This window comes from Nocardia sp. IFM 10818 (genome assembly GCF_054655275.1).
Genome location: NZ_BAAHJH010000001.1, coordinates 456,128 through 480,949, shown reverse-complemented (window position 1 = coordinate 480,949; position 24,822 = coordinate 456,128). Strand labels below are relative to the sequence as shown.

Annotated in this window: 34 protein-coding genes and 1 tRNA gene; 4 read left to right on the top strand and 31 right to left on the bottom strand. The window is 68.1% G+C overall.

Features of this window, described 5'->3' with window-relative positions; translation table 11 throughout:
- The 5 genes from ACYQ5L_RS02260 to ACYQ5L_RS02240 form a co-directional block, all read right to left on the bottom strand.
- Positions 1–1,395: a head maturation protease, ClpP-related gene (locus tag ACYQ5L_RS02260; protein WP_459955158.1), complete on the bottom strand. Its 1,395-nt coding sequence runs from the start codon at positions 1,393–1,395 to the stop codon at positions 1–3.
- On the bottom strand, positions 1,392–2,696 hold the full coding sequence (locus tag ACYQ5L_RS02255; protein ID WP_459955157.1) for a phage portal protein family protein: 1,305 nt from the start codon (positions 2,694–2,696) through the stop codon (positions 1,392–1,394). Before ACYQ5L_RS02255 ends, ACYQ5L_RS02260 begins: the two co-directional genes overlap by 4 nt.
- Before the next feature lie 9 nt (positions 2,697–2,705).
- Positions 2,706–4,241 (bottom strand): hypothetical protein, encoded by a 1,536-nt coding sequence (locus ACYQ5L_RS02250; RefSeq protein WP_459955156.1) that lies wholly within the window; start codon positions 4,239–4,241, stop codon positions 2,706–2,708.
- Positions 4,192–4,575 carry a hypothetical protein gene (locus ACYQ5L_RS02245; protein WP_459955155.1) on the bottom strand — a complete coding sequence of 128 codons (384 nt, stop codon included), beginning with the start codon at positions 4,573–4,575 and terminating at the stop codon, positions 4,192–4,194. Before ACYQ5L_RS02245 ends, ACYQ5L_RS02250 begins: the two co-directional genes overlap by 50 nt.
- Positions 4,576–4,653: 78 nt before the next feature.
- Positions 4,654–5,181 carry an AAA family ATPase gene (locus ACYQ5L_RS02240; protein WP_459955154.1) on the bottom strand — a complete coding sequence of 176 codons (528 nt, stop codon included), beginning with the start codon at positions 5,179–5,181 and terminating at the stop codon, positions 4,654–4,656.
- Between the two features lie 109 nt (positions 5,182–5,290).
- Here ACYQ5L_RS02240 and ACYQ5L_RS02235 point away from each other — a divergent pair, with 109 nt between their 5' ends.
- Complete coding sequence (locus ACYQ5L_RS02235) at positions 5,291–5,422, top strand: hypothetical protein (RefSeq protein ID WP_459955153.1); 132 nt, start codon at positions 5,291–5,293, stop codon at positions 5,420–5,422.
- 797 nt (positions 5,423–6,219) lie between these two features.
- Here ACYQ5L_RS02235 and ACYQ5L_RS02230 read toward each other — a convergent pair.
- The 20 genes from ACYQ5L_RS02230 to ACYQ5L_RS02135 form a co-directional block, all read right to left on the bottom strand.
- On the bottom strand, positions 6,220–6,513 hold the full coding sequence (locus tag ACYQ5L_RS02230) for a hypothetical protein (protein WP_459955152.1): 294 nt from the start codon (positions 6,511–6,513) through the stop codon (positions 6,220–6,222).
- Positions 6,510–7,472, bottom strand: coding sequence for a hypothetical protein (locus ACYQ5L_RS02225; protein ID WP_459955151.1), 963 nt, complete (start codon positions 7,470–7,472; stop codon positions 6,510–6,512). The genes ACYQ5L_RS02230 and ACYQ5L_RS02225 overlap by 4 nt, the downstream gene beginning before the upstream one ends.
- The gene (locus ACYQ5L_RS02220; protein ID WP_459955150.1) at positions 7,469–7,906 is read right to left on the bottom strand and encodes a RusA family crossover junction endodeoxyribonuclease; all 438 of its coding nucleotides are present in this window, start codon (positions 7,904–7,906) and stop codon (positions 7,469–7,471) included. The genes ACYQ5L_RS02225 and ACYQ5L_RS02220 overlap by 4 nt, the downstream gene beginning before the upstream one ends.
- Entirely contained in the window at positions 7,903–8,181 is a 279-nt protein-coding gene (locus ACYQ5L_RS02215; protein WP_459955149.1) for a hypothetical protein, read from the bottom strand. The genes ACYQ5L_RS02220 and ACYQ5L_RS02215 overlap by 4 nt, the downstream gene beginning before the upstream one ends.
- Positions 8,178–8,696, bottom strand: coding sequence for a hypothetical protein (locus ACYQ5L_RS02210; protein ID WP_459955148.1), 519 nt, complete (start codon positions 8,694–8,696; stop codon positions 8,178–8,180). The genes ACYQ5L_RS02215 and ACYQ5L_RS02210 overlap by 4 nt, the downstream gene beginning before the upstream one ends.
- Positions 8,677–9,639 carry a hypothetical protein gene (locus tag ACYQ5L_RS02205; protein ID WP_459955147.1) on the bottom strand — a complete coding sequence of 321 codons (963 nt, stop codon included), beginning with the start codon at positions 9,637–9,639 and terminating at the stop codon, positions 8,677–8,679. The genes ACYQ5L_RS02210 and ACYQ5L_RS02205 overlap by 20 nt, the downstream gene beginning before the upstream one ends.
- Positions 9,640–9,661: 22 nt before the next feature.
- Positions 9,662–10,009, bottom strand: a complete 348-nt coding sequence (locus ACYQ5L_RS02200) for a hypothetical protein (protein ID WP_459955146.1) — start codon at positions 10,007–10,009, stop codon at positions 9,662–9,664.
- The gene (locus ACYQ5L_RS02195) at positions 10,006–10,716 is read right to left on the bottom strand and encodes a hypothetical protein (protein WP_459955145.1); all 711 of its coding nucleotides are present in this window, start codon (positions 10,714–10,716) and stop codon (positions 10,006–10,008) included. Before ACYQ5L_RS02195 ends, ACYQ5L_RS02200 begins: the two co-directional genes overlap by 4 nt.
- Positions 10,713–11,018, bottom strand: coding sequence for a hypothetical protein (locus ACYQ5L_RS02190; RefSeq protein ID WP_459955144.1), 306 nt, complete (start codon positions 11,016–11,018; stop codon positions 10,713–10,715). Before ACYQ5L_RS02190 ends, ACYQ5L_RS02195 begins: the two co-directional genes overlap by 4 nt.
- Positions 11,015–12,067, bottom strand: coding sequence for a recombinase RecT (locus tag ACYQ5L_RS02185; protein WP_459955143.1), 1,053 nt, complete (start codon positions 12,065–12,067; stop codon positions 11,015–11,017). Before ACYQ5L_RS02185 ends, ACYQ5L_RS02190 begins: the two co-directional genes overlap by 4 nt.
- The gene (locus tag ACYQ5L_RS02180; RefSeq protein ID WP_459955142.1) at positions 12,064–12,966 is read right to left on the bottom strand and encodes a PD-(D/E)XK nuclease-like domain-containing protein; all 903 of its coding nucleotides are present in this window, start codon (positions 12,964–12,966) and stop codon (positions 12,064–12,066) included. Before ACYQ5L_RS02180 ends, ACYQ5L_RS02185 begins: the two co-directional genes overlap by 4 nt.
- Positions 12,963–13,532, bottom strand: coding sequence for a WhiB family transcriptional regulator (locus ACYQ5L_RS02175; protein WP_459955141.1), 570 nt, complete (start codon positions 13,530–13,532; stop codon positions 12,963–12,965). Before ACYQ5L_RS02175 ends, ACYQ5L_RS02180 begins: the two co-directional genes overlap by 4 nt.
- Positions 13,529–13,750, bottom strand: coding sequence for a DnaJ-like cysteine-rich domain-containing protein (locus tag ACYQ5L_RS02170; protein WP_459955140.1), 222 nt, complete (start codon positions 13,748–13,750; stop codon positions 13,529–13,531). The genes ACYQ5L_RS02175 and ACYQ5L_RS02170 overlap by 4 nt, the downstream gene beginning before the upstream one ends.
- The gene (locus ACYQ5L_RS02165; protein ID WP_459955139.1) at positions 13,747–13,995 is read right to left on the bottom strand and encodes a hypothetical protein; all 249 of its coding nucleotides are present in this window, start codon (positions 13,993–13,995) and stop codon (positions 13,747–13,749) included. The genes ACYQ5L_RS02170 and ACYQ5L_RS02165 overlap by 4 nt, the downstream gene beginning before the upstream one ends.
- Entirely contained in the window at positions 13,992–14,303 is a 312-nt protein-coding gene (locus ACYQ5L_RS02160; protein WP_459955138.1) for a hypothetical protein, read from the bottom strand. Before ACYQ5L_RS02160 ends, ACYQ5L_RS02165 begins: the two co-directional genes overlap by 4 nt.
- Entirely contained in the window at positions 14,300–14,494 is a 195-nt protein-coding gene (locus ACYQ5L_RS02155; protein ID WP_459955137.1) for a hypothetical protein, read from the bottom strand. Before ACYQ5L_RS02155 ends, ACYQ5L_RS02160 begins: the two co-directional genes overlap by 4 nt.
- The gene (locus ACYQ5L_RS02150) at positions 14,491–14,799 is read right to left on the bottom strand and encodes a hypothetical protein (RefSeq protein WP_459955135.1); all 309 of its coding nucleotides are present in this window, start codon (positions 14,797–14,799) and stop codon (positions 14,491–14,493) included. Before ACYQ5L_RS02150 ends, ACYQ5L_RS02155 begins: the two co-directional genes overlap by 4 nt.
- A complete protein-coding gene (locus ACYQ5L_RS02145; RefSeq protein ID WP_459955134.1) occupies positions 14,790–14,981 on the bottom strand; it encodes a hypothetical protein in 192 nt (63 codons plus the stop codon). Before ACYQ5L_RS02145 ends, ACYQ5L_RS02150 begins: the two co-directional genes overlap by 10 nt.
- 138 nt (positions 14,982–15,119) lie before the next feature.
- Positions 15,120–15,446 carry a hypothetical protein gene (locus tag ACYQ5L_RS02140; RefSeq protein ID WP_459955133.1) on the bottom strand — a complete coding sequence of 109 codons (327 nt, stop codon included), beginning with the start codon at positions 15,444–15,446 and terminating at the stop codon, positions 15,120–15,122.
- A complete protein-coding gene (locus tag ACYQ5L_RS02135; RefSeq protein ID WP_459955132.1) occupies positions 15,443–15,670 on the bottom strand; it encodes a hypothetical protein in 228 nt (75 codons plus the stop codon). The genes ACYQ5L_RS02140 and ACYQ5L_RS02135 overlap by 4 nt, the downstream gene beginning before the upstream one ends.
- A 119-nt stretch (positions 15,671–15,789) precedes the next feature.
- Here ACYQ5L_RS02135 and ACYQ5L_RS02130 point away from each other — a divergent pair, with 119 nt between their 5' ends.
- From ACYQ5L_RS02130 to ACYQ5L_RS02120, 3 genes are all read left to right on the top strand, one after another.
- Positions 15,790–16,071 (top strand): helix-turn-helix domain-containing protein, encoded by a 282-nt coding sequence (locus ACYQ5L_RS02130; protein ID WP_459955131.1) that lies wholly within the window; start codon positions 15,790–15,792, stop codon positions 16,069–16,071.
- Between the two features lie 309 nt (positions 16,072–16,380).
- Entirely contained in the window at positions 16,381–16,671 is a 291-nt protein-coding gene (locus ACYQ5L_RS02125) for a helix-turn-helix domain-containing protein (protein ID WP_459955130.1), read from the top strand.
- A gap of 54 nt (positions 16,672–16,725) precedes the next feature.
- Positions 16,726–17,562 carry a hypothetical protein gene (locus tag ACYQ5L_RS02120; protein WP_459955129.1) on the top strand — a complete coding sequence of 279 codons (837 nt, stop codon included), beginning with the start codon at positions 16,726–16,728 and terminating at the stop codon, positions 17,560–17,562.
- A gap of 3 nt (positions 17,563–17,565) precedes the next feature.
- Here ACYQ5L_RS02120 and ACYQ5L_RS02115 read toward each other — a convergent pair whose 3' ends face one another.
- The 6 genes from ACYQ5L_RS02115 to topA form a co-directional block, all read right to left on the bottom strand.
- Positions 17,566–18,099 (bottom strand): hypothetical protein, encoded by a 534-nt coding sequence (locus tag ACYQ5L_RS02115; protein WP_459955128.1) that lies wholly within the window; start codon positions 18,097–18,099, stop codon positions 17,566–17,568.
- 126 nt (positions 18,100–18,225) lie between these two features.
- Entirely contained in the window at positions 18,226–19,707 is a 1,482-nt protein-coding gene (locus tag ACYQ5L_RS02110; RefSeq protein WP_459955127.1) for a tyrosine-type recombinase/integrase, read from the bottom strand.
- 138 nt (positions 19,708–19,845) lie between these two features.
- Positions 19,846–19,921 (bottom strand) — tRNA-Thr (locus ACYQ5L_RS02105).
- 78 nt (positions 19,922–19,999) lie between these two features.
- Entirely contained in the window at positions 20,000–21,217 is a 1,218-nt protein-coding gene (locus ACYQ5L_RS02100) for a DNA polymerase III subunit delta' (RefSeq protein WP_459955126.1), read from the bottom strand.
- A 41-nt stretch (positions 21,218–21,258) separates the two neighbouring features.
- Positions 21,259–21,762: a mycothiol transferase gene (locus tag ACYQ5L_RS02095; protein ID WP_459955125.1), complete on the bottom strand. Its 504-nt coding sequence runs from the start codon at positions 21,760–21,762 to the stop codon at positions 21,259–21,261.
- A 72-nt stretch (positions 21,763–21,834) separates the two neighbouring features.
- Positions 21,835–24,768, bottom strand: a complete 2,934-nt coding sequence (gene topA, locus ACYQ5L_RS02090) for a type I DNA topoisomerase (RefSeq protein ID WP_459955124.1) — start codon at positions 24,766–24,768, stop codon at positions 21,835–21,837.
- Between the last annotated feature and the right edge of the window lie 54 nt (positions 24,769–24,822).

Here is a 24,822-nt window from a genome sequence, read left to right as displayed (position 1 = left end):
TCAGGCTTCCTTTCCGAACAGGGCGGAGTACACGGCCTCGCCCTCGTCGTCGTTGTGGATCGTTCCGGCGTGGCCGATTTCCAGCCCGACCGGATACACCGGGGCGAGGGTGTTGAGCACCGCCAGCTCGGCCGGGTCGGCGTCGAGCCGGGCGACCCACGCGGCGCGCTGAGAGGGCGCGATGCGCCCCGCCCGGACCGCGGCATCGACCGCGGCGGCGCGCTCGGCGCGTTCCTGCTCGGCGCGGGCCTGGTCGCCGCGGCGGGCGGCGGCCTGGAGTTCGCCGAGGGTGCCGGCGTCGATCGCGACGACACCGGCGGGCAGCCGAGACGCGGACGCGGCCGGGGCGGCGGGCGCGGCCGGGGCCGGGTCGCCCTCCTGTCCCCACATGCTGAGGGCTTCCTGCGCGGTGGCGATCGCTTCCTCGAAGCTGTCGGCGATCGGCTGCGCGATGGCGGCGACGTCGGCCGAGACGCCTTCGGTGGTCGCGGCGGTCGCGGCGGCGAGCAGCTCGGGGCCGGACGCGACGAGCGCGCGCAGGAAATTGATGTCGTTGTCGTTGAATGGCAGCTCCACCGGCATGATCGCTGCCCGCGGGGGCGCGGCGAGGGCGGCGTCGAGCGCTGCGGTGATGGTGGCGGTGTCCGCGTCCTCGGCGACGCCGAGGCGCTTCGCGATGGCGGCCAGAGCAGTCATGCGCGTTCCCTTCTGGTTGGCCTCGGCCTCGGTGGCTGAGGGGGTACGGGGCGCGGGCGCCGCACGACGACCCGCGTAGTTGAATGCCGACAGGTCGAATCGAGCCACCGGCGCGAGCGCGGTCGCCTCGACGAGTTCGACCCGATCGGCCAGACCGGCGGCGACGGCCTCGGATGCTGAGAACCACGTCTCTGCCTGCATGACAGCGCGCCACTCCTCGACGGTGCCGCCCGCCCGGTCGGCGTAGATGGAAGCGATGTTGTCGCTGATGCGGTCGAGGTTGTCGGCGTGGCGGCGCATCTCCTCGGCGTTGCCGCTGGCGTAGACCCAGGCATCGTGGATCATCAATTCCGCGTTGCGGCAGACGACTACCTCGTCACCGGCCATGGCGACGAACGAGGCGGCCGAGGCGGCGATGCCGTCGACCACGGTCACGATGCGGGCGCGGTGCCCGCGCAGCGTGTTCAGCAGCGCAATGGCCTCGTACACGTCGCCGCCGGGTGAGTTGATGCGCACGGTGATCGTGTCGGCGCTGAGCTGGGCGAGGTCCTTCGCGAACGTCGCCGCGGACACGCCCCACCACGGATCGATCTCGTCATAGATCAGCACCTCGGCCGCGGTGCTGTCGAGGTTCTTGATCTGGTACCAGGGTTCGGGCCGGTCGCCTCGCCGGTTTCCGAGCGGGGTCGAGTTGTTCACCACAGCGTCAGCGCTCCGTCCGAGTCGATGCGGACACGGGTGCGTCGCGCCGCCGGGGCGAGCACGGGCGCCGCGGCCGGCGGTTGGTCGTCGAGTTCTTCCTTGGCGGGTAGCCCGTAGTCCTGGCGGGCGGCGCGCTCGATCGCTTCGTCGGGCGAGATGATTCCGGCGCGCACGAGAATCTCGAGCGCCGCCGCGGTTGCGTCCTTGCGCGAGCCGATCTCGTCGAACACCAACCGCGGCGCGGCCTCGTCCGGCCCCCAGTTAGCGTCGACGAGGTCCTCGATCACGTGGGCTTGGGCGGTGTCGCGGATCATCTCGGCAACCGTCTGTAGCGACATCACGAAGAAGTCGGCGAACGTGGTGCCCAATGCCCAGCTGCCCGTTTGGTTTCCGAGGTTCAGGAAGTGGGCAAGCACCGAGCGCCCGATCTGCGCATCGTGATAGTTGATCGCGGGCTGGGCATCGGGGAGGTTGCCCTCGACACCGGCCAGCCGCAGTTTCGCGCCGTGCGGCGTCGCCGCGCCCGAGGCGCTGCCCGCCTTGTAGGACTGGGCGATCTTCTTGCCCGCATCGAGCTGCGCCTGGTCGTCGGCCGGGCCTGCCTCGTAAACCGGCACGCCCATTCCGTTGCGCTCGATCGTTTGGGCCTGCACGCGCAGCAATCGGTCACGGATGAGCCAATGCTTGTACGCCGGGCGCAGCAAGCTCTGTCCGGTCCAGTCGCCGCCTTCGCGGTCGACGACGTAGGCGACCAGCTTCTCGACCGGGATCCGCACGGCACCGGCGGCGCCCCACCCGTATTGCTCGATCGCGATCAGACCGCCGTCCGGTGCGACCTCGATATCGGAGAGCGTTTCGGCGAGCCGCTGGCCGAGCTTGCGCAGGTGGTAAAGCCCCGTGCGTTCGTCGACGGTGTAGCACTGCTCGAAAAACGCGTGTCCGTAGCGCAGGCATAGCAGCGCCGCCGCGAGGTGCTCGCCCCACGAGAACCGGCCGCGTCGGCGTCCTGTGACCGGCGGGCCGCCGACCACGGGGAGGCCGAGATCGTTCGCGATGTGGGCGACCACCTCGGGGCGCGCCCCGTTCGGGTCGATGCGCCAATTCGTGCGTCGCACAGGCAAAGTGACTGCGCGCATGACCGAGGTCACCTGCGCGTCCTGACGGGCCATGCGCCGGTAGACGCGCGTGCAGTGCGGCCAGATCAGTTCCGGCGTCTCCTCGGCTGCCTGCCAGAATCCAATGCCGTCACTGCTGAATCCCTCGGTGGCATAACCGATCTCGCCCGTTGGTGCGCTCATGTTCACCCCCTAGAAACCCATCACCATGAGTTCGTCGTCGTTCACGTCGGTGTCCTCGGCCTGCGTCGGTGTTTGAGGCGGCGTGTCGGGCTCGACGCCGAAGGTCAGCAATCCCCAGCGGGCGAGGCTGATTACTTGCACGCGGGTGACTTCGCCGGCGGTGTAGTCCCATCCGAATCGGCCGCCACCGAGTAGCTTGGTCTCGACCGCGCCGAGTGCGTCGGTGAGCCGCGGGTCACCGCCGTGCGAGAGCAGCCCGGCGAGCGCGTCGTCGACGAAACCGACTGCCGCATCGGCGGCTTGGGTTGCGGTGGTCAGCTCGGGCTCGATGCCGAGCGCGCGCAGCTTCACAGCCAGCGACGCCGCAGGGCTGCTCGAATTGATGACCAGGACGCAGGGATCCCACCGGGCGACGAGTTCGGCGATCCGGTCGACAATGTCGCGCGCAGGGCCGTGGTAACCCAGTTCAATGCGCACCCGGCCCTCAAGGGTGCGAGTGGCTGCGCCGAGGGCACACACCTTGAGATCCGGTGTCATGTCCAGGGCCAGGGCAATCGGCCCGTGTACTTGTACGTCCACCTCGGCCATGCCCTCCCACACCGACAGCGGGACAACCGGCTCACGATCTTCGGGTGGGCGCGGCCACCGGCCGGACGAGAGCCGCTCGACTTCCCATTTCTCGATCTGCGCGGCAAAGGTCTTCATCTCGTTCGCGATGTATTCCTCGTCGAACAGGTAGCCGAGGCTCGGGTTCGCCGCCGCCCAGTTCGCGCGGTCGATACGCCACGCCGCACGCTCGGCCGCCGTCGCACCCTCGGGGAGTTCGGGCGCCGACCATTCCAGCCACAACAACGACGTTTCGCCGCCGGCCAACGCCCGACCACGCAGCGACGCCCACTGTCCGCAGTGGTCTTGGCTGTCCGAGTCGGCGGCCGACCCGAGATACCAGATTTGCGGGTTAGCCGCGGTGGTGAGCAGCGGTGTCAGTGCGGCCAGCGCCTCGGGCGAGCAGATCATCGCCTCGTCGACGATGAGCCGGTCGAACGAGCCACCACGGCCGCCCTGCTTGGTCCTGGTCCGGAAGTAGATCGCGCTGCCGTTCACGAGCGTGATGGACTCGCGGCCGTTGCCCTGGCGCGGCTGTCGGGGCAGCAGCTTGGCGGCGAGCAGGCCGCACGACCGGAACAGCGCGGCGAGCTTCTCCATGGTCTTGAGCGCGGTCGCGAATTCGTGTGCGGTGTAGAGGATCTGCACGCCGGGCTCTTTGAGCATCCATCCGAGAATGACCGTCTCGAGGCTGCCGTTCTTGCCGTTCTGCCTGCTACAGAGCACGCAGACCTCGTATGCGGCCCACTTGCCATCGGCGCGGCGCGCCATGCCTTCGCGGACCACAGTCGATTGCCATGGAGGCAATCGGCGGCCCGCGATGTCGGCGATGTCGATCGCGTCCTCGGCCGCGGTGTAGTCGACCGCGGTACCGGGGTAGGACGCGACTCTAGGTACCTGTGTCCCGACCAACCCGGCGGCGGGCCAACTCGTCCTCAAGCGATCCTCCCGCCGCAGTCGGGGCACTCGCGTCGGTCAACTGCGCGATCAGTTGCCGCAGCGTGTTCGCGGTCTGCCTCGCCTCACCGGCGGCCGAGTCGACGACCAGGACTGCGGCGGTGTCGGTGTCGCGGGTGCGTAACCGCATCCAGCACTCCGGATCGCCGGAAAGTAACCGGTCGAAATGGTCGAGGCGGTCTGCGAGCCGGGCGGCCTCACCTGCGAGCACCGCGCGGGCTGCATCCTGCCCGCTGGGTGCCATCAGCGCCGCCCAGAGCGCCGCTCCTCGGTCGCCGAGATTTTCGGGCCGGAGATCGGGCGGTGAGTCGCTCATGGCTGCCTCGCCCCCTCCCAGGTCAGCCCCTCGGCCACGTCCGGGGGAGAGAGAAATCGCTGACTTGCCGCGACCGAGTCAGGGGCCGGGGGGCCGATGTTTAGAAGGGGTGCCCCAGTCCAGCGCATTGCCTCCGGGTTGCTGAATCGCGAGCGTTGTTTGCGGCTGCGTTGCTACCATCGGCGCTGGTGGCGCGGGCTGTCCGCCGGCCGGGTTCTGCTCGTACCACCGTTTGATGACCGGCTGCATCCACCAGGGCCGCTCGCGTTTGGCCCGCTCCATGACGATCTCGCGGCCGGGGTCGATGGTGACGATCCGCGCCCCGTGCGCCCGGTAGGTGGCGAGCAATGTCGGCGAAGGCGTCGAGTGGATGAGGTACACGTCGATCTCGCGCGTGTGCCGTAGGGCGGTGTCGATGGCTGCTTTGCGGGCCGCCTTGGTCACGGCCTTGACGGCGGGTGTGTGGTCGTGCCCGGTCTCGTCGGCAGCAGTGAGCGCGGAGGCGAGTCGGTCGTAGTCGATGATGACGTCGCGGGGGGTGGCGTGTGCTCGGCACCAGGTGCTCTTGCCTGCGGCAGGCGGGCCGATCACGACGTACAGCGCCATCGGCTCAGCCCCACTCAAGGACGTTTGCGGCGTGCCCACCAGTGCTCCGGATGAGTGCCGGCCGCAGGTGGTCGCGGGAGCCGTCACCACGCTGCTTGTTGCATAGCTCGTGGAGCAGCCGCCCGGCTTCGGTGCCGCCGTGTGCACGGGCCTGCTCATGGTCGGCGGCGAGGGCTTGCACGCGGTACATGGGGAGGCCGCACCACCAGCACGCGTCGCCGTCGCGGAGCTGGGCGAGTAGCCGGGCTCGTTGCTGCTGGTGTTTCCAGCCGAGCCCCTTCTGTGTGGTGGTGCGGCGCCTGGTCACGGGTACAGCCGGACGAGGCGGGCGAGACGCTGCCCGAGCTTGATGAGCAGAGCGTCGAGCCAGTTGGGCATGTCTACCAGCGCCACTCGGCGAGCGGTGCCGTGTAGAGGGGCAGCTCGAGAGTTCGGATCGGGTGATGCCGCAGGCAGTCGAGCAGGGCGAGCAGCTCGCTCACAGCGCGGCCTTGATGATGGCACCGACCAGCTTGAGCACGGCGTCGGCGACGGTGCCCCAGTCGACGGCCTGAGCGATGGCGGAAAGGGTGGACAGCATTGGCGTTCTCCTCGAGGTGTCGCGGTTGACGAGCTTGCAGCGCGCAGCAACACCGCCCGAGAGTTTCGGGTGCTCAGGCTTGTTGGAGCGCAGGCTCGTTGGGTGCGCTTGCCCGAGGTGCACAGTGGAGGCTCGGGGTTTGACGCGCTGCAAGATCGGACGGCCCGGCGCTGGCGCGGGCACGAAAAAACCGCGGCTGAAACGATTCCGGGGTCGGGTCGTCAGTCGCGGTTTGTAGTGCAAGCCTAGCGACCAGGCGGTTTGCTAGCAACCAGGGCGATGCGCGTCGCCCTTCGGGAACGGCACGCTCGCGCTGTCGAGTCGCTCGTACAGCCCCGAGCGGGTTTCGGTGCCGCACATAGCGCAGCGCTCACGTGGCCCGTGTTCGCCGTCTGGTGTACGACGGTCGGGATAGGCGCGATGCCAGCAGGCCGCGCATATCGGCTGCGATTTCCAGCTCATGCGTCCGATCCTCTCCCGGCACGTGCCCGAAACTTCGCGAGCGCCTCGCGGAACTGGCCCTCGTCGTAGTCTCCAGAATCCCACCATTCGAGCGCCCGCAGTACCTCGGCGAGGGCGTCGCGTCGCTCCACAGCCGCGTTCAACGCGTCGAGAATGTGCTGTACTTCCTGCGCCGCGTCACCCGCGTCGACGAGCCCATTCAGGCGATCCCTGACGGTCTCAAGCGTATCCATCGCGCCGAACTCGATCAGGTTCGCGCTGTGAATGTAGTCGTACTTGCCGCCGCTCATGCTGCCGATCCTCCTCTTTCGGTTTGCTTCCCCGCCAGGCGCAACGCGTCGCGGGTGCGGTAAACCGCCTTGTCGGCGTCGTTGCGCCGGTGGTCGGTAATCCGTCCATCCCGGTTCATCCATCCGCGCGGCTCGATCTTGCGCTCGCTCGCCCACCAATACAGGGTGCGTTTCGGCACCGGCGCGCCGAGCGCATCGAGAACGGGCACCAGCTCGGCGAGCGTATAGAGCCTGTCCTCGGCCACCGCGCGGGCATCGGCCTCGATACGCGCTATCTCGTACTGCTCGCGGCAGGCCCGGCACCGAACCCACGATTCGCCGGGCTCGGCGCGTAGTTCGGTCCTGCAATTCGGGCAAGGGCCGAGGTACCGCTTCTCGGGTCGCCGGTCGATCGCGGCGCGTAGGCGGTCGAGAGCCTCGGTGATGTCGTACAGCATGTCGAGGCCGGCCTCATGGGCGCGCAATATTTCTCGGTGCTGGGCAAGCCATACCGCGGCTTGCTCTACGGCGCCGAGACGGACGAGAGGCAGTGTCGCGCCGTCGCGGGGCGGTGAGCCGCGGTGTTGTTCGGTGATGTGAACGAGCCACGCGCCGTTGACATGCGGGCTCACGCCAAGGTCTTCGGCGACGGCGCGCGCCCATGTGATCACGGCGTGACCGAGGGCGGCGAGGGCCCGGTCGCCGAGCAGTTCAGCACCAACCTCGTGCTCGGGCTCGCCCTCCTTTCGCAGCTGGGCCACCGATTGCACCGGTAGGGGCGGCTCGGCCGGTCGACCGATGGTGCGCTCGGAAGTGGTGCGGCCGAGGCCGGCTCGGGTGATTGCGATTTCGAGCAACAACTCGGGCACTGCGAGCAGAGCTGAGCACAGGTCGTTTCCGCAGGACACGCACAGCGTGAGCCCATCCTTTACGGGGCGCTCGCACCTAGCACAGGTGATGTCGGCGGCGGCCATGGTCATGCCTCCCAGGTGATTTCGAGCCACAGCGCGCCGCCCTTGCCGCGCTCGGCCGGGTGGATGATCGGCTCCGGCTTCGCCATGTGCGCGGGGATGTCGTCGGGTACCAGGCCGTAGCCGAGCAACTCCGGGATCGGTTTGCCCTTGCGTGAGATGCCAGCCGGGCGGCCGACTGTGAGCGCGTCGCACGCCGGTTTGAGCGTGGCGATCAAGTTGTCGGTATCGCGGCGGCGGTTGTCGCGCGGCCGGTAGTGCATCTGCACCGTGACGTGTTCGAGTCCGCGCGGCAGCTCGGCGGATTCGGCGAGTTGGAGCACCTTCGCGCGGACCTCGGCGACCTTGCGGGCGTGCGCGAACATCGCGCCCCTGCTGGCGCGCCGCTGGTTGAGCGTGAGCGGCGGGGCCGTCCACGGCAGTTCGAGGATGGCGCGGCTCATGCGTCGGTTCCCCTCACGGCGCAGTCCGGGCACCAGCCGAGAATGCAATTCCAGCCGAGGCAGATCGGGCAGAGCCCGAGGTTTCGCAGGCGGTTCCGTGCGCCGGTGATCAGTGTCTCGTCGGCGCGCGCCATGGCGGCAGTTCCGGCGGTGGCCTGCGTGACGGGGTCGAGGTCGAGCTTGCCGGGCAGTAGGACGCTGAGAACGTGGCCGATTGTTGCGTCGAGGTAGCCCGCGAGATACGCCTCGGCGGCGTGAGTTCCGTTGTCGCTCATGCGCGGTGCCCAACGTGGCGGACCGCCGCGGCGCGGCCGGTCATGCGGGCCAAACACGGTATGTGCTGCTCGAATCCGTTCGGGAAGCATGAATCACCCACGGCGGCACCACAGTCCGGACAGCCGCGGGTGATCGCGCCGTTGATCTCGTAGGCGGCCGGGACGGCACGGCCTCGCGCATTGATCGGTAGACCGTTGTACCCGGCACCGGCGGGCAGGGTGGCGGACTGGCGTACCTCGGCGGCCTTCTCACGTTCGGCGCGCTGGCGCCGGAATTCGCGGGCGTGGTGCAGCAAGTCGCCTATGCCGATCGTGCGGCCCTCGATCTCGGCCTCGTAGTACCGCATGACGGCCTCGACGAGGTCGGGGGTGTCGAGGTCCCAGCGTTCGATGGATTCCGCCCATGCGGCGAGTCGGGCCTTGTCGGCGTCGCCGAGCTTGTCGTCGTAGATGCGGGCTCGGGACCAGGCCGCGGCGGCGGCGCGGACGGCGCGTTCACTGGCTGCGATCTCCAAGGGTTCTCACCTCCTTGAGTAGTTCCTCGGCGGCGGCCATGGCGTCGACCGCGCGCTGAGTGGGTTTGGATCGGCCACGCCGGCGGGCTCCGCGGCTGTTGGCCTTGTGGACGAATGCCGGTATCTGCGTGGGGCTCCACGAGTCCGACTCGGTCCATGCCTTGAGGCCCTCGGCGATGGCGGGCGGTGGGATTCCGGCCCCGAGGCATTTGTCGATCGCGACGCCGACCTTGGCGAGCAAGTCGCCCTCGAGCGGTGTCGGCAGAGACTCGGAGAACGCGACCGCGATTTGGTGCGCTGGCGCGCTGCGCGCGGTTGCGTTGAGGCGCTGCGCGAGCTGTTGCCCGCCGCGTGGTGCTCGTAGCGCGACCACTCCCCCGCCGTCGTTTCGCACGGGCGCGCGGTCGTGAGTTTCGTCGAAAACGGGGGGACGTATATCTGTTCCCCTGTTCCCCTGTTCCTCTGTTCCAGCGCCCGGCATCCGCCGAGGACTCGGCGAAGTCTCGGCGGGTTTCGCCGAGGACTCGGCGAGGTCCTCCGAATCGGCTTCTACCTGTGCGGATTCAATGCCGATCGGGCGATTGGTGGCAGGGTCGAACTCTTCGCCGTCCTCGGGGGCGGGCCACCGTGCGCCCGAGCGCTTGTCAATTTTCTGGTGGTTGTCCCATGACGGGATGGCGTAGTACGAGCGTCCGGCGACCTTGTAGAAATGCACGCCGAATACTCGGCGGACTTCGCCGAGGTACCGCCGAAACTCCGCGAGGGTCATGTCTTCGTCACGCGGGAAGGCGAAACCCATGAGTTCGCGGGCCTCGGCCTTGCCGCGGCCGGTGTCGTCGGCCCAGTTCCACATAGCGACGAACAGCAGCCGTGAGAACGGGTGCATGGTCTCGATGCCGGGCGAGTCCCAGAACTCGGGCTTGATAGTCCGGATGCGTGCCATCTGGCCGTCCTCCTCTCGTTTGTCAGCGCTGTTCGCCGAGGTCGAACATCGGGTAGTGGCTCTCGTCGATCCGGCGTTGTAACTCGGTGTCGGCCTCGCGGCGGGCCTGGGCGGCGGCGGTCCGGGCCTGCGCGGGCGTGGTCTTTTCGCCGCACTGGTAGCGGCCGTGCGGCCCTGTCCATTCAGCGGGCGTGCGGCCGGTGACGGCGAGCGCGATGAGCGGGCAGTCGTCGTTGTCGTCGTTGACGCAGCGTCGGGCCTGGGTGCCGCCGCCCATGCACATGCCGTACTGCCAGATCTCCCACTCGGTACCGTTCGAGAACGGCGGCACGTCATGTGCCGCCGTCTCGTGTTCCTCGAGGGATTTCATTCGCGGCCGGATTCCACTGTCACGGTCGCGATTTCGGACAGTCGGCGATCCCATGCGTCGGCCCATTCCTTGGCCTTGATGACGTCGTCCTCGGTGAGGCGGCGCGGCGACATGAGGCCGAGGAAGCTCTCGCCGATGCGGATGAGCAGCCGGCGCCCGTTGCCGCGTGCCTCGATCACGACCGACTCGCCGTAGGACTTGGCGGCGACCTTGAACCGTGCGAGGCTGTCGCCGCTCACGGTCATATCGACGAGTAGGGCTTGCTGTCCGGTGTTCGTCTGGTGGATCAGGCCGGGCACGATATCGAGGGTGTCGTCGGTGGGCAGCCGCGGGACGCGCAGCGCGCGGCCGTCGATCATGCCCGAGCAGTCGGTCACGGTGAGATGGTCGGCGTCGATGTCGAACCGCAGTGTGAACGAGGGGGTTTCGCCGGCGTCCCTGCCGCTGATCTTGAAAATGTTCAAGATCTTCGCGACGTCGTCGGGCAGCAGCTCGACGACGAGCGGCTCCCGGGCGCTGTGCTCCCACACGGACACGATCGCGAGGCCCGCGGTGAATCGGTCCGTTGCCATCACGGCGAGGTTCTCGGGGCCGAATACCAGACGTACGCGCTGGTATTCGGCGAGATCCTTGTCGACGGCGGCGTGGACACGAACCGCGGTGAGAGCCTGGAACAGATCGGCGGTGCCGCCCGTGATCGTGGTCATTGGTCGGTTCCTTCGTTGTCGCTCACGGGTTCAGGTATGCGTGCGATGTCATCGAGGCGCGCGTGAATGGCGTTCTCCAAGGCTGCGTAGTTGACTCGGCCATCGAGCGCGTCGGCACCGTAGGCGGCGATCAGATTCGCTGTGCGCAGCTCGGCGACGAGCGCACCGACGTGCTCGACGAGGGCGAGCAGTGCGTGAGCGGTGGCCTCGCTGGTGAACGCGAGCGAGTCGACTCCGGTTTCAGCGCCCGGGATACGGCCGAGCGCGCGTCCGGCGTTGCGGCGGTGCAGGTCGACGCTCACTGCTCGCCGCCTTCGGCCTGGTTCTGCTCGGTGGATTCGAGATCGGCCTGTGCGGTCGCCCAGTCCTCGACGGCCTCGGCGACGCTATCGGGTTCGACCGGCCGCTCAAGTTCGGCGATCTGCTCGGCGGCCTCGACCTCGGTGAGCTGACTGGCGCTGGTGATCTTGCGGCCGAGTTGGTCGGACAGGTACGCGCGTTTGTCGGCGTGCGTGGTCCGGCCGGAGGCATTCAGTAGCTCGCGCAACCGTTCCTGTTGCGCCCGAGTGGCTGCGGCTTCGGGCTCGGGCGGATCCTGGACCTGCGCGGTGCCCGGTTTCTCACCTGAATCGGAGGCAGGTTCGGCGAGGATCGCCGCGGCGGATACGCGCTCGGACGACGCGCGGACCGGGCTGCCGTTCGGGTCGATGATCTGCACGGCGTCCTCGAGCTGCACACCGGAGAAGTCATCGGGGTAGGCCCGTCGCCACGCTTGCGCCTCCGCGCATTTCGCGAGCTGGTTGGCGGGCATCTTCCGCCACATGCTGTTTGGTGCGTCGCTGCCCGGCGCGGTCTGCACGAACTCGCGATACATCGCGATACCGACATGTGCCTCGCCGTCGCGGAAGATGGTGAACTTCGCGGCGGCGGGCGGCTTGTCCGACAGCCAGACGTCTTGCCAACCGCCGCCGTCGTGGCCTTGCCAGTACGGGCCGTCTGTCTGGACTTTCGAGCCGTCCTTTTTCGCGGCCTCGCGGCCGTTGCGGCGGAATCCGTCAATGCCGGTCTGGATGGTCCACTTCATGACCCAGTCCTCGACCTTGCGGCGCTGCTGCTCGTCCCAATAGCTGACCTTGGTTTTGCGGCCGATCATGTAGATCTGCTTGCGGAACGGATCCAGGCCGGTCGTCTGGCAGACGTGCCGGAACACGAGCAGGTCGCCTTCGGGGGCGTCCTCGATGCCGAGCTGCCGCAGCGCGGCGAACTGTTGCGGCGTCCAGTCGGTCTGATCGGCCGTGATGGCGAGCGCCGAACGGGCCGCGCCACGCACGGCAATCTCAGTGGTAGTCAACGGTTTTCCTCCTGCTTGAGCAGATATGCGGGCATGTCGGCCTGATGGATGTCCTCGCCCCAGTCGGGCCAGTGCCCCGACTCGAGGCAGCGGGCGTAGATATCGATCGCTTCGCGGTTGCGCCGACGGCCACGGGCGAGCCACTCCGGCCGGAGCTCGATCACGGACACGAAATGCGGCGGCTTCTTCGCCACGACGCCGAACACGAACGCGGGCCGGTCGTCGAGCAGCTCGGCCAGACCGGTGGAGTACCAGTCGTCTTGCTGGTCGTAGCCGAACTTCTCGATCGACTTCTCGAACCTCTTGGGATCGGCGGTGTCGGCGGTCTTCACGTCGAGCACGATCGACACCCCCGACGGCGCGGTGTACAGGCAGTCGGTGCGCAGCCGCAGCAGCACACCGGTCTCGGAGTCGCGCCAATACCCGGACATCTCCGGCGTGCCGTAGTGCAGCGCACGGGCGAGCTTCGGGTGACTGCGCACGTTGTGCGCCATCGCCTTCGCCGCCTGGAGCTGGTGAGTGAGCAACGGGATCGCCCCCGCCGCCCGCAACTCCTTGCGCCGCTCCTGCTCGGCCTTGCGCTTCCAGTTCTCGGCCTTGACCTCAACCACGTCCGCGCCGACACCCAGGGTCAGGGTGTGCACCGCAGTGCCGAACTCCATCACTTCGTTCGGCTCGACCGCAGCCGGGTGATCGCGGTCGTAGAGCCACTGCGCCGGAACGTCTTCCAACAACTTCCGCGCACCCGTTGACGACAGCGAGGCGGTATCGGCGTGGTAGACGCCCTCGGGCAGATCCGGATACAGGCCCGGCTCACGCGGCGGCGCAGCGGCGAGGCCCTTGCCACAGTGCCAACAGATCTCCCGGTCGAGATCAGTGATGTCGCAAATGTCGTTCACGCGGGCACCGCCTCGGCGACAGGCTCGACGGCGAGGATCGCCTCGGCGATTTCGGCGTCGACGAACTGACGTTCATCTTTGGAGCCGATGCTGCGGACGGTGCTCCACGCCAGGTTTGCGCGGCGGGCGACCTCGTGCAGCGACATCACGGCCCGCAACCGCTGCAGATGCACCCGCGTCGGGCCAACCTCGACGAGCCCCTGAAGACAGGCCGCGCAGCGCATCGTGTTGGCGAACGGCGGGGTGAACTGCCGACCGCACTCGCAGGTGCGCACCGCCGGCCGCTCCGGGCCCGACCGGACAGCCGCGGCCACGGTGGGCGCCGCCGGAGTCCCATCGAGCCAGTCACGCAAGGCGTTTCGCCCCCTCAGCGTGCCGAGGTAGAACCCTGCGCGGACGCCCTCGCGGTCGCCGGTCTTTCGCGCAGCGACGCCGCACTCCGTCCGGACCGGGCATTCTTGGGCGCAGATCTGCTTGGCCATCTCACGATCGGGGCCCTTGTCGGCGAACCACAGTGCCGGCGACGCCCCGGATCCGTTGCAGGATGCGCGTAGCTCCCAGGTCACAGCGCCCCCATTTCGTCCGCAGCCCAACGGTCATGACCGCGGTCCCAGGCGTCGCCGTCCGGATCGTCGGCATCCTCGGCCCACGGGTCATCCCAGATGACGCCCTGGCCGTCGCAGTCCGGGCAAGTGCGCCCCTCGCGGGAAATCGCTCCGGTACCGCGGCACCGCTCGCACTCCTCCCCGTCACGAATCAGGCCCTCGGGGTTAGGTGAACTCATTTCGCACCCCGAGCAATCGCGAGACGGGTCACGGCCTCGGCGAAAAGCATCGATAGCATTTCCGGCCGATACTGCTCACGGATGAGGCCAACGAGTACGAGCGTGTGGCGCTGGGAGTCGATCGGCTCGCCACATGGGCAGCGGCGGGCGCCGCACATCAAGCTCTCGATGAGGCCATCGACGGCGTCGCGGACGGTGGCGTGTGCCTGGTCGAAGTCGGCTGTAGCTGCGGGATCGAACATCATTGGATACCTCTCTGGGTGCGCGAAGCCGCGCGGGATCGGCGCGCGAGACGAATGCGGCGCAGCCTCATGGGGATCAGTCGGGCGGTGTCCTCGGCCTGGTCGGTGTCCTCGACGCGGCCCCAGCCTTGGCAGGTACCGCAGGTGCGCGGGTCGCTGGTATCGCGGTCCACGATGCCGAGGCCGTCGCAGTCCGGGCACGAAACCCAGACGGGCATAGGCACATTCCGCAGCAGGTCGACCAGCGCGGCGACAGTTACAGCCAGGATTACGAGGCTGGCGCCGATCAGGACGATTCCGGACGGGGTCACCACCGCCCCCTCACCAGGTTGCGGAGGCGACCGGCAGCGACCGGGGGCGAGAACTCGGAGCCGTCGGCGGCGGCCATCTCATCGGCGAAATCCAGGACTGCCGCCCCGAACTTCGCGAGCGCGATCTCCAGCTCGGCGCGCTGTCGGGCGATCTCCTCGGCGTGGTTCTCGCGCTCGATGGTGGCGCTCATTGCGCACCGCCGATCCGGTCCGTCGTGTTCTCAAGATCGTCGGCGAGGCGGTCGAGGGTCTCGGCGACATCGAATTTGCCGTGCCAGAGTGCGGCTTTGGAGGATTCGCGCAGCCGGATCACGGCGGCGTCCTCCACCTCGGCCGCCAGTCCGTCAGCGAGTTCGCTGGTCATGGGTATGATCTCCTTCGTTGCTTCGTGCGCGACGAGGGGCAACTCGGCGCGCGGAACAGGGGTGACGGTTTGGATGACGCCCGGCGCGATCTGACACGCGCCGGGCGTCGCAGTTCCCGCGGTCATGGCCACACCACCCAGAGCGCGCCGAGCGCCAGGACGACGACGGCGAGCAGGGCATTCGAGACGGCGGCCATGCTGCGCAGAGTCCGGGCCGCGTCGGGTGCCGGCCGGAACATGGCCAGCACGATCAGCGGCAGGACAGCTACGGATGCGAGTGACCACAGCGCGGCTACGGCAAGCACAGTGATCAATGCGTTGTCCTCCAATCGGTTTCGGTTTGGTGCAGTGCGCGACCGAGCGGAGCAGGGCGTGAGGGAGGCGCCCGGCGGTCCCTCCGTTCGGTCGCGCGATCCCTGGTGCGGCATCGGCGCGCGCCGCACCGGGGAAGATCACGGGGTGCCGCCGCGGCGGCGCAGCCGGTTGGCGCCGCGCGGTGTCAGGCCGGTAAGGGGGAGCGGCACGCTCGATGCCTCGGCGGCGGGCGCGGTTTCCGGGCGGCGCTTGGCGACTTCCCGCTCGGCGAGAGCACGCATGTAGGCGACGACGGCCGCCATGTCGGCCCGCGTCATGCGCCAGCTCTTGCCGTTGTGTACGGCGGTCAGCTCGCGGCGGACGATGCGGCGATAGAGCCAGTCGGGCGAGAGCGCGCCGGTCAGCTCGCACACCTTTTCGAGCGAGAACGTCTCGTACTCGGCATGGACGGCCGGGGCGCTCATTGCCGGGCCTCGCCGGTGAGGAGCGTGGACGGTTCAACGTCAGCAACGAGGCTGGTCGCGATCACATCCTCGACGAGCAGCGCGCGACGGCCTGTCAATCGTCGGTGCAGCGTGGCAGCGGAAACGCCAATCCGTGCAGCGGCAGACTGGCGGGATGGTACTGCGGCGGAAAGCGCCGAACTCACCCGTTCGGCAACGCCCAAGACCGACCGTTTTGTAACCATACGGTAGACCGTAGTAACCAATCGGCTACAGGTCAAGCGTCAAAGCGCTGTAGCCGTACGTACAACAACTACAGCCGTACGGCTACCTTTTGTAACCGTACGGCTGTAATCTGTTCCGTATGCCTAGCCACGACGTAGACCGACCCACGTTGCGCGCCGCGATCGCGGCAGAACTGCGTGCCGCCCTGGCTCGTGCAGACATCTCACAGGGGGCACTCGGCGAACGCGTAAACATGCATCGCGTGACGATCAATCGACTTCTGAACGGAGAACGCCCACTCGAAGTGGAGGTGCTGTACGCGTTCGCTGACGCACTAGATTTCGACGCCGGGGAGCTCGTCGACGCGGCAAAACGGAACTATCTTCAGCAGATCGCTCGCCGAGACGTCAAGAGCGATTGAGGACGCAATCACCTGCTCGACATTGAGCTTTCGACGCGGTCGACGGGCCGTGATCTGCGGAGAACTCCGGAACACACCTCGCCCCAACGGACGCGGCTGGTTCAGCTGCTCATGCTTAGAAATGTGTACCGGCACCGCTTGATTCACTGTTCCTCCGCACCCAGAAATCACGTGGCGGCCAGTACCCCCTAACCCTTGGACAAGCCGCCGAAACCTAAATGTGCCAACCTTCACAATCGGGTCAACAACGCAAACCTTACGGTCAAATTTTTGACCTGGCAATGAAAACATTGGGATAACGTTTGGCCCATGGATCGGGGAAGTCTGAACAGGGCCTTCGGGCACGAGCTACGTGTTCGCCGACAGGAAGCCGGTCTCACCGTTGATCAGATGTGGGCGGCGCTGGGATGGCGTCGTGGCACGTACAAGCGGACCGAGGCCGGTGACAGGGACATGTCGCCAGCTGATATCTTCGATGTTGCCGAACTTCTAAACATCTCTCCCACAACGTTTTTCGCAGCGGCCCGGAAGCGATGGACGGAGGGTGACTACCCGAATCCGACCGGGGTCGACGAATGGCGCGACATTCTCGGTCTGTGATGTCGCTGTCCGTTTTCGGTTTCGCATGTCGGCGCGCCCTCGTACGATTCGGCCATGCTGCCCGTGCTCGTCGGTTTTCTGGCGCTTCTGCTCACGATCTGCGTCGCGCGTCTCGCGTTTCTCCGCACACAGTGGTTGCACGACGAACATCCGCGGCGCCGTGCCGCTCGCCGCTGGCTGACCGGCGGGCTGTGCGCGATTGCCACCGCGTTCGTGCTCTACCTTCCGGTCGTCGACACCGCCGTCGACCCGTGGCTCGCCGATCGCCTCGGCTGGGCCAATACGAGCGACCTCGGGCATATCCTGCTCACCCTGGTCGCGTGGTGGGTGCTGGGCATCCTCAGCCTGCGTGTCCTCCAACGCGAATCCCCGCTGGATGAATGGCTCCGCCAGGTCCTGGCACGCTATCCCCGGGCACGCACCCTCGCGCGGGCGGTGAGCGGCGGCCGCAGCTCCGGTGCGGCGCAATGGTTGTGGACCCTCGCCAACATTGTCACCGCCACCGCGGTGGTCGTCGTGTTCGCGCTCAGCGCTCTGCCCGATATCGAGGTCGGCGACATGCTCGAGCTGCACGACACCGGCACGCGAACGCTCGGCTTCATGTACGGGGCCTGGGCGTTCCTGGGTGGGGTCCTCGTCGTCACGGCCTCCGCCAGCCACCTGCGCGCGCCCGAGGCACCGCGTCCGGCGCTGTGGGTGATGGTGGGCGTCGGCCTGTGCGGCATCGGCTACACGGTCACCGCCGCCGCCGTGGTCGCCGCCGGCGGTACCCACCTGCTGCACGAGCACGCGGACACCGTCATGGGCGTGTGGGCGATCCCCGGACTGCTGCTGCTGTCGCTGAGCGGCGCGGCCGGGCTGCTCCGCGCCGCTCAGGAACGACTCGCCTGACCGCTAGCCCGCCGCGATCCGGCAGCGCGGCCGCTCAGCACCCAGGGTGTGCGCGGTGATCGCCCGCTCGATCTCGGCGTCGGCGACCGCCGCCACCGCGGCTATCTGGCGGTCGCAGTCCTCGCGCATCCGGGTGACCGTGTCGGCGGCTTCGTGGCGGACCCTGGCCGAGTCCTGGCGCGCGAGATCGCGCAGCACGAGGGCGGCATCGCGGTCGGCCTCGGCTTGCCGCACGCGGGCCACCGCGAGCGCCTGCACCGATTCCAGCTCGACCGCGAGCACGTCCACATCGGCGAGATCGGCGGCAAGCTGCTCGGCGTCGGCGATCTCAGCGACGAGCTGCCCCTTGAGCCGCTCGATACGCTGCACGGCGTCGACGAGCGCCGAGACACGTTCTGCCACGGGCGCGGGCTGCTCGGCCGCGGCGCGGGCCTTCGCGAGCCGCTGCACGTAGCGGTGCCGCGCGACCGCGTTGTGTTTGGGGTTGTCGCAGTAGGTTCGGGGGCGGCCGGGGCCGGGGCGCGGGGTGACCGGCACGCCGCACTCGCCAACGCCGACCGGAAAAGCACATGTACCAGCGGACATTTTGATTTCGTTTCAGGTCGCAGCAGGTAATGAAATGAAAATGCCCTCGGCGCCGGAACCCGGCGCCGAGGGCGGTGGTCACGCGGCGGCGAGTTCGTCGTCGCCGGCCTCGTTGAGCGCAACGTGCTCGACGGCGGCCTCGTAGGTGCCGAAAACCTGCGACTGCACGATGCCCTCGGCCGACATCCACACGGCCTCATAGCCTTCGGTGCTCTTGTAGATCTCGCCGAGGTCCCCGGTCCGCGCGAGGCGGCGGCGCCGTGCGAGTTCGAGGTCGACGACGTTCCGGCGCAGGCCGGACAACCGCCCCGCGGCCTTCTGCGCCGCGGCAAGCGACGCGGTCGCATCGATGTGCCCATACCGCTTGTCGGTGGTCTGCACGCTCTCGTGCCCGGCATCGCGCGAAACGACCCAGATCGGCACACCATCCTGCAAACGCCAGGAGATGCCCGTGTGGCGCGTGATGTAGGGCGTGATGCGTTTGGCCCGCAGGCCGTCGATCAGATGGCCGTATCGGGCAAGCAGCACCTCGGGAGAGTCACCCAGCCATGCGCCCCGACCACGGCCGTGGAACACGCTGTAGTCACCGGTGGCGAGGGCTTCCAGACGTCGAATGGCAGGCTGCCACGCCTGGTGGATGCGCGAGACCATGAGGGGCTCGCCGTTCTCGTTCGGGAACAGCAGATCGTCAGGGTCGCCGGTGAGGTCGAGACGCGCGATCGTCTCCAGCGGAACATAGGTGGTGCGGACGCCGCGCGACGACTTCGGTTTGCCCAGTTTGCGTTTCGCACCCGCCCACTTCCACGCCTTATTCACCCGCACCGCACCGGTTTTCGGGTTGATGTCGCCCTTCGTGAGCGCGGTGTACTCGGCCGGGCGCGTCATGGACATGACGGCGAACTCGAACATCGCCCGCCAGCGCGGCCCGAGCAGCGCCTCGAAGAACTCGAACTCTTCGGCGGTGAAGATGTCGAACTCGCTGACATACGTTGTGGGCAAACGGGTGTCGGCACACGGGTTGTACTTGATCAGCGGCTCGGGCCGCTGCCGGACCGCGGCCGACATGGCGGCCGAGACGAAACCGTGTTTGTTCGCAATGGTTTTCGGACCGTTGCCGCGATCTTCCTCGAGGAAGACCACCCATGCCGCGTCCATGTCTTGCGTCACGGCCTCGAGCGGCAGCGCCTCGCCGTAGAACGGCACGATGTCCAGATCCACGAATCGGTGGTACTTCTTCTTGGTCTCGGGCTCGACGCCCGTGAGCCGATCAATGTAGTGCCGCAACCAGCCGACGAACGTCACGACATTCGAACCGCTCACGGCGGCCTGCTGGGCGGCGAGAATGCGCTCGGCCTCGACGGCGCCGACCGTGTCGAGCAGCCGCGCGAACTTGGTCGCGGATTCGAGGTCGGCGAACGGCTGCGACGACTGGACCGGCTTCCCGGTCCCGCGGTCGATCCGATACCTGACTTGGTAGGTGATCCCGCCGTCCTTGCGGACACGGGGGCGGGGCGTGGTGGGCTTCTTCTTGGGGGTGCGGGAACGGACCGCCGTCGACATGGCGAAACCTCATAGGGGTCTGCGCGCGATTCCCTCAAATTCACGGTGGACCGCTTGTGTTCCACAGCCCGTGTGGACACGGACTGTGGACGCGAGCCCGACAAGATCACGAACTCGTGCTCTCATCAGGCTAAAGCCTGGAGCCGCCTGGGGGAATCGAACCCCCGACCTTTTCATTACGAGTGAAGCGCTCTACCGACTGAGCTAAGGCGGCGTGCCTTTCGGCGGTCGCAGTCTATCGTCTCGCTGCCCGGATCGCGAAAACGCGTGGTCGCGGTCACGGCGGGTGCGGTCAGGCGGAGCGGGCGGCCATGAGAGTGGCGACCATGGCGGCGACGGCGAAGCGGGGCTTGACGTTTGTTTCGAGGGCTTCGCGGCAGTCGAGGACGGCTTGGATGGAGCGGAGCAGGCCCTCGGGGCGGATGTCGGTGGCCAGTTCGCGGATCTGATCGGCCATATCGGGGTGGGTGAGGGTGACGCCGGAGCGGGAATCGGCCGTGGCCGCGCCGAAGCGGACCGCGAGGGCATCGCGGTACAGGCCGGCGACATCGATCAAGGCGCGGTCCAGGGCGTCGCGGCCGGTGCGGGTGGCGCGGGACTTCTGGCGCTTTTCCAGTTCCTTGAGGGCACCGGCCGAACCGCGGGTCGCCGACGCCGCGCCTTTGCCGGTGCCGCCCGCGCCCAGGGCGGTGGCGAGTTCGTCGCGTTCCTTTTCGTCGCGTTCGGCGCTGACCTGTTTGGCCTCGTCGTCGGCGGACTTCACCAGCTCGTCGGCGGCGGCGTAGGCGGCGGCCGGACGGGCGGTGGCGGCCACCAGGGCAAGAGCGCGTTTGCGGCGGGCGCGGGCGGAGTCGTCGGTGGCCAGGCGGCGGGCGCGGCCGACGTGGCCGCCGCTCACCGAAGCCGCCCAGGCGGCGGTGTCGGCGTCGAGCCGGTCGCGTTCGCGCAGGACCCGGGCGATGGAATCGACCGAGGGGGTGGCCAAATGCACGTGGCGGCAACGGGATCGCAGGGTGATGGAGATGTCCTCCGGATCGACGGAGGGGGCGCAGAGCAGGAAAACGGTGCGGGCGGGCGGTTCCTCGACCACCTTGAGCAGGACATTGCCGGCGGCCTCGGTCAGGCGGTCCGCGTCCTCGACCACCACGACCTGCCAGCGGCCGGTGCTCGGGCGGCGGGAGGCGACCTGGACGATCTCGCGCATCTCCTTGGTGCCGATGCTCAGGCCCTCGGGCACCACGCGGCGCACATCGCCGTGCGTGCCGGCCATGGTGGTGGTGCAGGCGTGACAGCGCCCGCAGCCCGGGCGCTCCGGATCGGTGCACTGCAGGGCCGCCGCGAAGCACAGCGCGGCGACCGAACGGCCCGATCCGGGCGGTCCGGTGAACAACCAGGAATGCGTCATGGCCGAGGACGAGGCCTCGGCGCCGCCCCGCGCCGCCACCGCGGCAGCGGTCAGTTCGGACTCGACCGCATCCTGGCCGACCAGCCGATCGAAGACACCCGCCACGCCGTACACCCTAGCGGCCGGGGCCGACAGCGCAGGAACCGCTAGGCGCGCTGGAAGGTGGTGTTCGCGCCGTCCAGGGCTTCGCGAATGATGTCGGCGTGCCCGGAATGGTGCGAGATCTCCCGCAGGATGTGCAGGAGGATGTGCCGGGCCGTCTGCCAGGTCAGCTCCGGCTGCCACGGGGCGGTCGGAATCGGAATGGACTCGTCCAGGCTCTCCAGCTCGCGAATGAGCGCGGCGGTTCGCTCGCCCACCGCATCCCATTCGGCCAGCAGCCCCGCGAGGGTTTCGTCCGGGCCCATCCGATACTGCGAATCCATCTCGGACAGATCGAATTCCGCCTGCTCGTCGCGTTCGACGATGACGGTGGTCCAATGCCGTTCGGTCGCGATGAGGTGATGCAGCAACCCGCCGAGTGTCAGTTCACTGACCGTGGTGCGCTGGCGCGCATCGGCGTCCTCGAGCCCACGCAGCGTGATCTTGAAGATGTCACGCTGTTCGGCGAGTATGGCGATCAGGTCCTGACGATCCTGGGCGACGGCCATCGAATGTCCTTCCGCTGGTGCGTGTTACGGCACACACGCTACGGCAGGACACCGACAGGAAATAGCCGTTGATCAGGACTGCGAGGCCGCTGTCTTCTTGGCGGCCGCAGCCTTCTTGGTGGTGACGCCATCGGCCGTCTTGGCCGCCGCCTTCTTCGCCGCCGCCTTCTTGACCACCTTGGTGGTGGTCTTGGCCGCGGCCTTCTTGGCGGCCGCCTTCTTCGCCGGCGCCTTCTTGGCGGCGGTCTTCTTGGCCGCCTTCTTCACCGGACCGCGGGCCCGCCGATCCGCCAGCAGCTCCGAGGCGCGCGCATCGGTGATGGACTCCACCTCATCACCCTTGCGCAGGCTGGCATTGGTCTCACCGTCGGTGACGTACGGCCCGAACCGGCCGTCCTTGATCACCATCGGCTTCTCCGACACCGGATCCACGCCCAGCTCGCGCAGCGGCGGCGCACTGGCCGCCTGCCCGCCGCGCCGCTTGGGCTCGGCGTAGATCTTGAGCGCCTCCTCCAGCGTGACCGTGAAGATCTGATCCTCACTGGTCAGCGACCGCGAATCGGTGCCCTTCTTCAGATACGGCCCGTACCGGCCGTTCTGCGCGGTGATCTCGGCATTGGACTCCGGATCCACGCCCACCACGCGCGGCAGCGACAGCAGCTTGAGCGCGTCGTCGAGCGTAATGCTGTCCAGGCTCATGGATTTGAACAGCGAGCCGGTGCGCGGCTTGGGCGCATCCGCCTTCTTCGCACCCTTCTTGGCCCCGTCCTCCTCCGGCGGCGCGGGCAGCACCTCGGTGACGTACGGCCCGAAACGCCCTTCCTTGGCGACGATTTCATTGCCGCTCTCGGGATCCACGCCCAGCGAGCGGCCCTCCTGCGGCGTCGCGAACAGCTTCTCCGCGACCTCCGGGGTCAGCTCGTCCGGCGGCAGATCATCGGGCAGATTGGCGCGCTGCGAGACCGGATCACCGTCCGGGTCATCGGGATTGACGACCATGCGCTCCAGATACGGCCCGAACTTGCCGACCCGCACCACCACATCGCGACCCTCGTCATCGCTGAAAAGCTTGATGGAGTTGACTTCTCGCGCATCGATGCCGTCGAGCCGCTCGCCCACCATCCTTTTCAGGCCGCCCGAGCGCGCGACCGAACCCTCGGCACCGTGATCACCGCCGAAATAGAAGGAGGACAACCAGTTACCGCGCTGCTCGCGCCCACCGGCAATGGCGTCCAGATCGTCTTCCATGGCCGCGGTGAAGTCGAAGTCCACCAGCCGCCCGAAGTGCGCCTCCAGCAGCCCGACCACCGCGAACGCCACCCAGGACGGCACCAGCGCGCTACCGCGCTTGTACACGTACCCGCGATCCAGAATCGTCTTGATGATCGAGGAGTAGGTGGACGGACGCCCGATGCCGAGCTCTTCCAGGGTCTTGATCAGCGAGGCTTCGGTGAAGCGCGCCGGCGGATTGGTGGTGTGCCCATCCGGCAGCAGCTCGACCGCGGTGACGCCCTGCCCTTCCGACAGCGCCGGCAGCCGCGATTCGGCATCGTCGGACTGGCCGCCCGCCTCCTCGTCCACGCTCTCGACATAGGCCTTCAGGAAGCCCGCGAAGGTGATGGTCCGGCCGGACGCCGAGAACACGCACTCCTCACCGGTATTCGCCACACCGGTGATCCGCACCGTCATGGTGGTGCCGCGCGCATCGGCCATCTGCGAGGCCACCGTGCGCTGCCAGATCAGCTCGTACAAACGGAATTCGTCATTGTCCAGCCGCGCGTGCAGCTGGCCCGGCGTCTGGAAGGTGTCGCCCGAGGGACGGATCGCCTCGTGCGCCTCCTGCGCGTTCTTGACCTTGCGGGTGTACTGCCGCGGGGTCGGGCTCACGTACTCCGCGCCATAGAGCTGCGTGGCCTGCGCCCGCGCCGCCGCGATGGCCGACTCCGACAGCGTGGTCGAGTCGGTACGCATATAGGTGATGTAGCCGTTCTCGTACAGCCGCTGCGCCACCCGCATGGTGCGCTCGGAGGTGAAGCGCAGCTTGCGTGCCGCCTCCTGCTGCAGGGTCGACGTCATGAACGGCGCGTACGGCTTGCGGGTGTACGGCTTGGACTCCACCGAGGAGACCGCCAGGTCCACCCCGTGCAGCGATTCCGCCAGCCGCCGCGCGTACGCCTCGTCCAGCACGGTCACGCCCGCGGACTTCAACTGCCCGTCGGAACCGAAATCCCGGCCCTGCGCCACCCGCGACCCGTCGACGGTCACCAACCGCGCCCCGAAGACCCGCGGATTCCCCTCGCCCTGATCGCCGGCATCCAGCTTGGCCGCGATATCCCAGTACTCCGCGGACCGGAACGCCATGCGCTCCCGCTCGCGCTGCACGATCACGCGCGTCGCCACCGACTGCACCCGGCCGGCCGACAGTCGCGGCATGACCTTCTTCCACAGCACCGGCGACACTTCATAGCCGTAGAGCCGGTCCAGGATGCGCCGGGTCTCCTGCGCGTCCACCAGATCCTGATCCAGCTCGCGGGTATCGGCGGCCGCGGCCCGGATGGCCGATTCGGTGATCTCGTGGAACACCATGCGCCGGACCGGCACCTTCGGCTTCAGCGTCTCCAGCAGATGCCAGGCGATGGCCTCACCCTCGCGGTCGGGGTCGGTGGCGAGATAGAGCTCGTCGGCATCGGCGAGCAGGCTCTTGAGCTCGCTGACCTTCGCCTTCTTATCCGGGCTCACCACATAGATGGGCTCGAAATCATTGTCGACGTCGACGCCGAGCCGCGCCCACTGCTGTCCTTTGTATTTGGCCGGCACATCCGCCGCGCCGCGCGGCAGGTCCCGGATATGCCCGACAGACGCCTCGACCACATAACCGCGTCCCAGGTAGGGGGCGATCTTCTTGGCCTTGGTCGGCGACTCGACGATGACGAGACGACGCAGGGAACGGCCCTGGTCGGGCGCTGCCTGGGAGTTCGGCGCTGCACCGCGGTCTCGTGTTGCCACCGGCGAACACACCTTTCCTGTCGATCCGCGCGGCGCTGGTGTGCGCGCGAAACG

Coding starts and splice junctions, on each gene's coding strand:
- ACYQ5L_RS02255 (WP_459955157.1), bottom strand. CDS start 2,696: ATGAGCGCACCAACGGGCGAGATCGGTTATGCCACCGAGGGATTCAGC.
- ACYQ5L_RS02245 (WP_459955155.1), bottom strand. CDS start 4,575: ATGAGCGACTCACCGCCCGATCTCCGGCCCGAAAATCTCGGCGACCGA.
- ACYQ5L_RS02240 (WP_459955154.1), bottom strand. CDS start 5,181: ATGGCGCTGTACGTCGTGATCGGCCCGCCTGCCGCAGGCAAGAGCACC.
- ACYQ5L_RS02230 (WP_459955152.1), bottom strand. CDS start 6,513: ATGAGCGGCGGCAAGTACGACTACATTCACAGCGCGAACCTGATCGAG.
- ACYQ5L_RS02225 (WP_459955151.1), bottom strand. CDS start 7,472: ATGACCATGGCCGCCGCCGACATCACCTGTGCTAGGTGCGAGCGCCCC.
- ACYQ5L_RS02220 (WP_459955150.1), bottom strand. CDS start 7,906: ATGAGCCGCGCCATCCTCGAACTGCCGTGGACGGCCCCGCCGCTCACG.
- ACYQ5L_RS02215 (WP_459955149.1), bottom strand. CDS start 8,181: ATGAGCGACAACGGAACTCACGCCGCCGAGGCGTATCTCGCGGGCTAC.
- ACYQ5L_RS02205 (WP_459955147.1), bottom strand. CDS start 9,639: ATGGCACGCATCCGGACTATCAAGCCCGAGTTCTGGGACTCGCCCGGC.
- ACYQ5L_RS02200 (WP_459955146.1), bottom strand. CDS start 10,009: ATGAAATCCCTCGAGGAACACGAGACGGCGGCACATGACGTGCCGCCG.
- ACYQ5L_RS02195 (WP_459955145.1), bottom strand. CDS start 10,716: ATGACCACGATCACGGGCGGCACCGCCGATCTGTTCCAGGCTCTCACC.
- ACYQ5L_RS02170 (WP_459955140.1), bottom strand. CDS start 13,750: ATGAGTTCACCTAACCCCGAGGGCCTGATTCGTGACGGGGAGGAGTGC.
- ACYQ5L_RS02165 (WP_459955139.1), bottom strand. CDS start 13,995: ATGATGTTCGATCCCGCAGCTACAGCCGACTTCGACCAGGCACACGCC.
- ACYQ5L_RS02155 (WP_459955137.1), bottom strand. CDS start 14,494: ATGAGCGCCACCATCGAGCGCGAGAACCACGCCGAGGAGATCGCCCGA.
- ACYQ5L_RS02140 (WP_459955133.1), bottom strand. CDS start 15,446: ATGAGCGCCCCGGCCGTCCATGCCGAGTACGAGACGTTCTCGCTCGAA.
- ACYQ5L_RS02135 (WP_459955132.1), bottom strand. CDS start 15,670: ATGGTTACAAAACGGTCGGTCTTGGGCGTTGCCGAACGGGTGAGTTCG.
- ACYQ5L_RS02130 (WP_459955131.1), top strand. CDS start 15,790: ATGCCTAGCCACGACGTAGACCGACCCACGTTGCGCGCCGCGATCGCG.
- ACYQ5L_RS02125 (WP_459955130.1), top strand. CDS start 16,381: ATGGATCGGGGAAGTCTGAACAGGGCCTTCGGGCACGAGCTACGTGTT.
- ACYQ5L_RS02120 (WP_459955129.1), top strand. CDS start 16,726: ATGCTGCCCGTGCTCGTCGGTTTTCTGGCGCTTCTGCTCACGATCTGC.
- ACYQ5L_RS02110 (WP_459955127.1), bottom strand. CDS start 19,707: ATGTCGACGGCGGTCCGTTCCCGCACCCCCAAGAAGAAGCCCACCACG.
- ACYQ5L_RS02095 (WP_459955125.1), bottom strand. CDS start 21,762: ATGGCCGTCGCCCAGGATCGTCAGGACCTGATCGCCATACTCGCCGAA.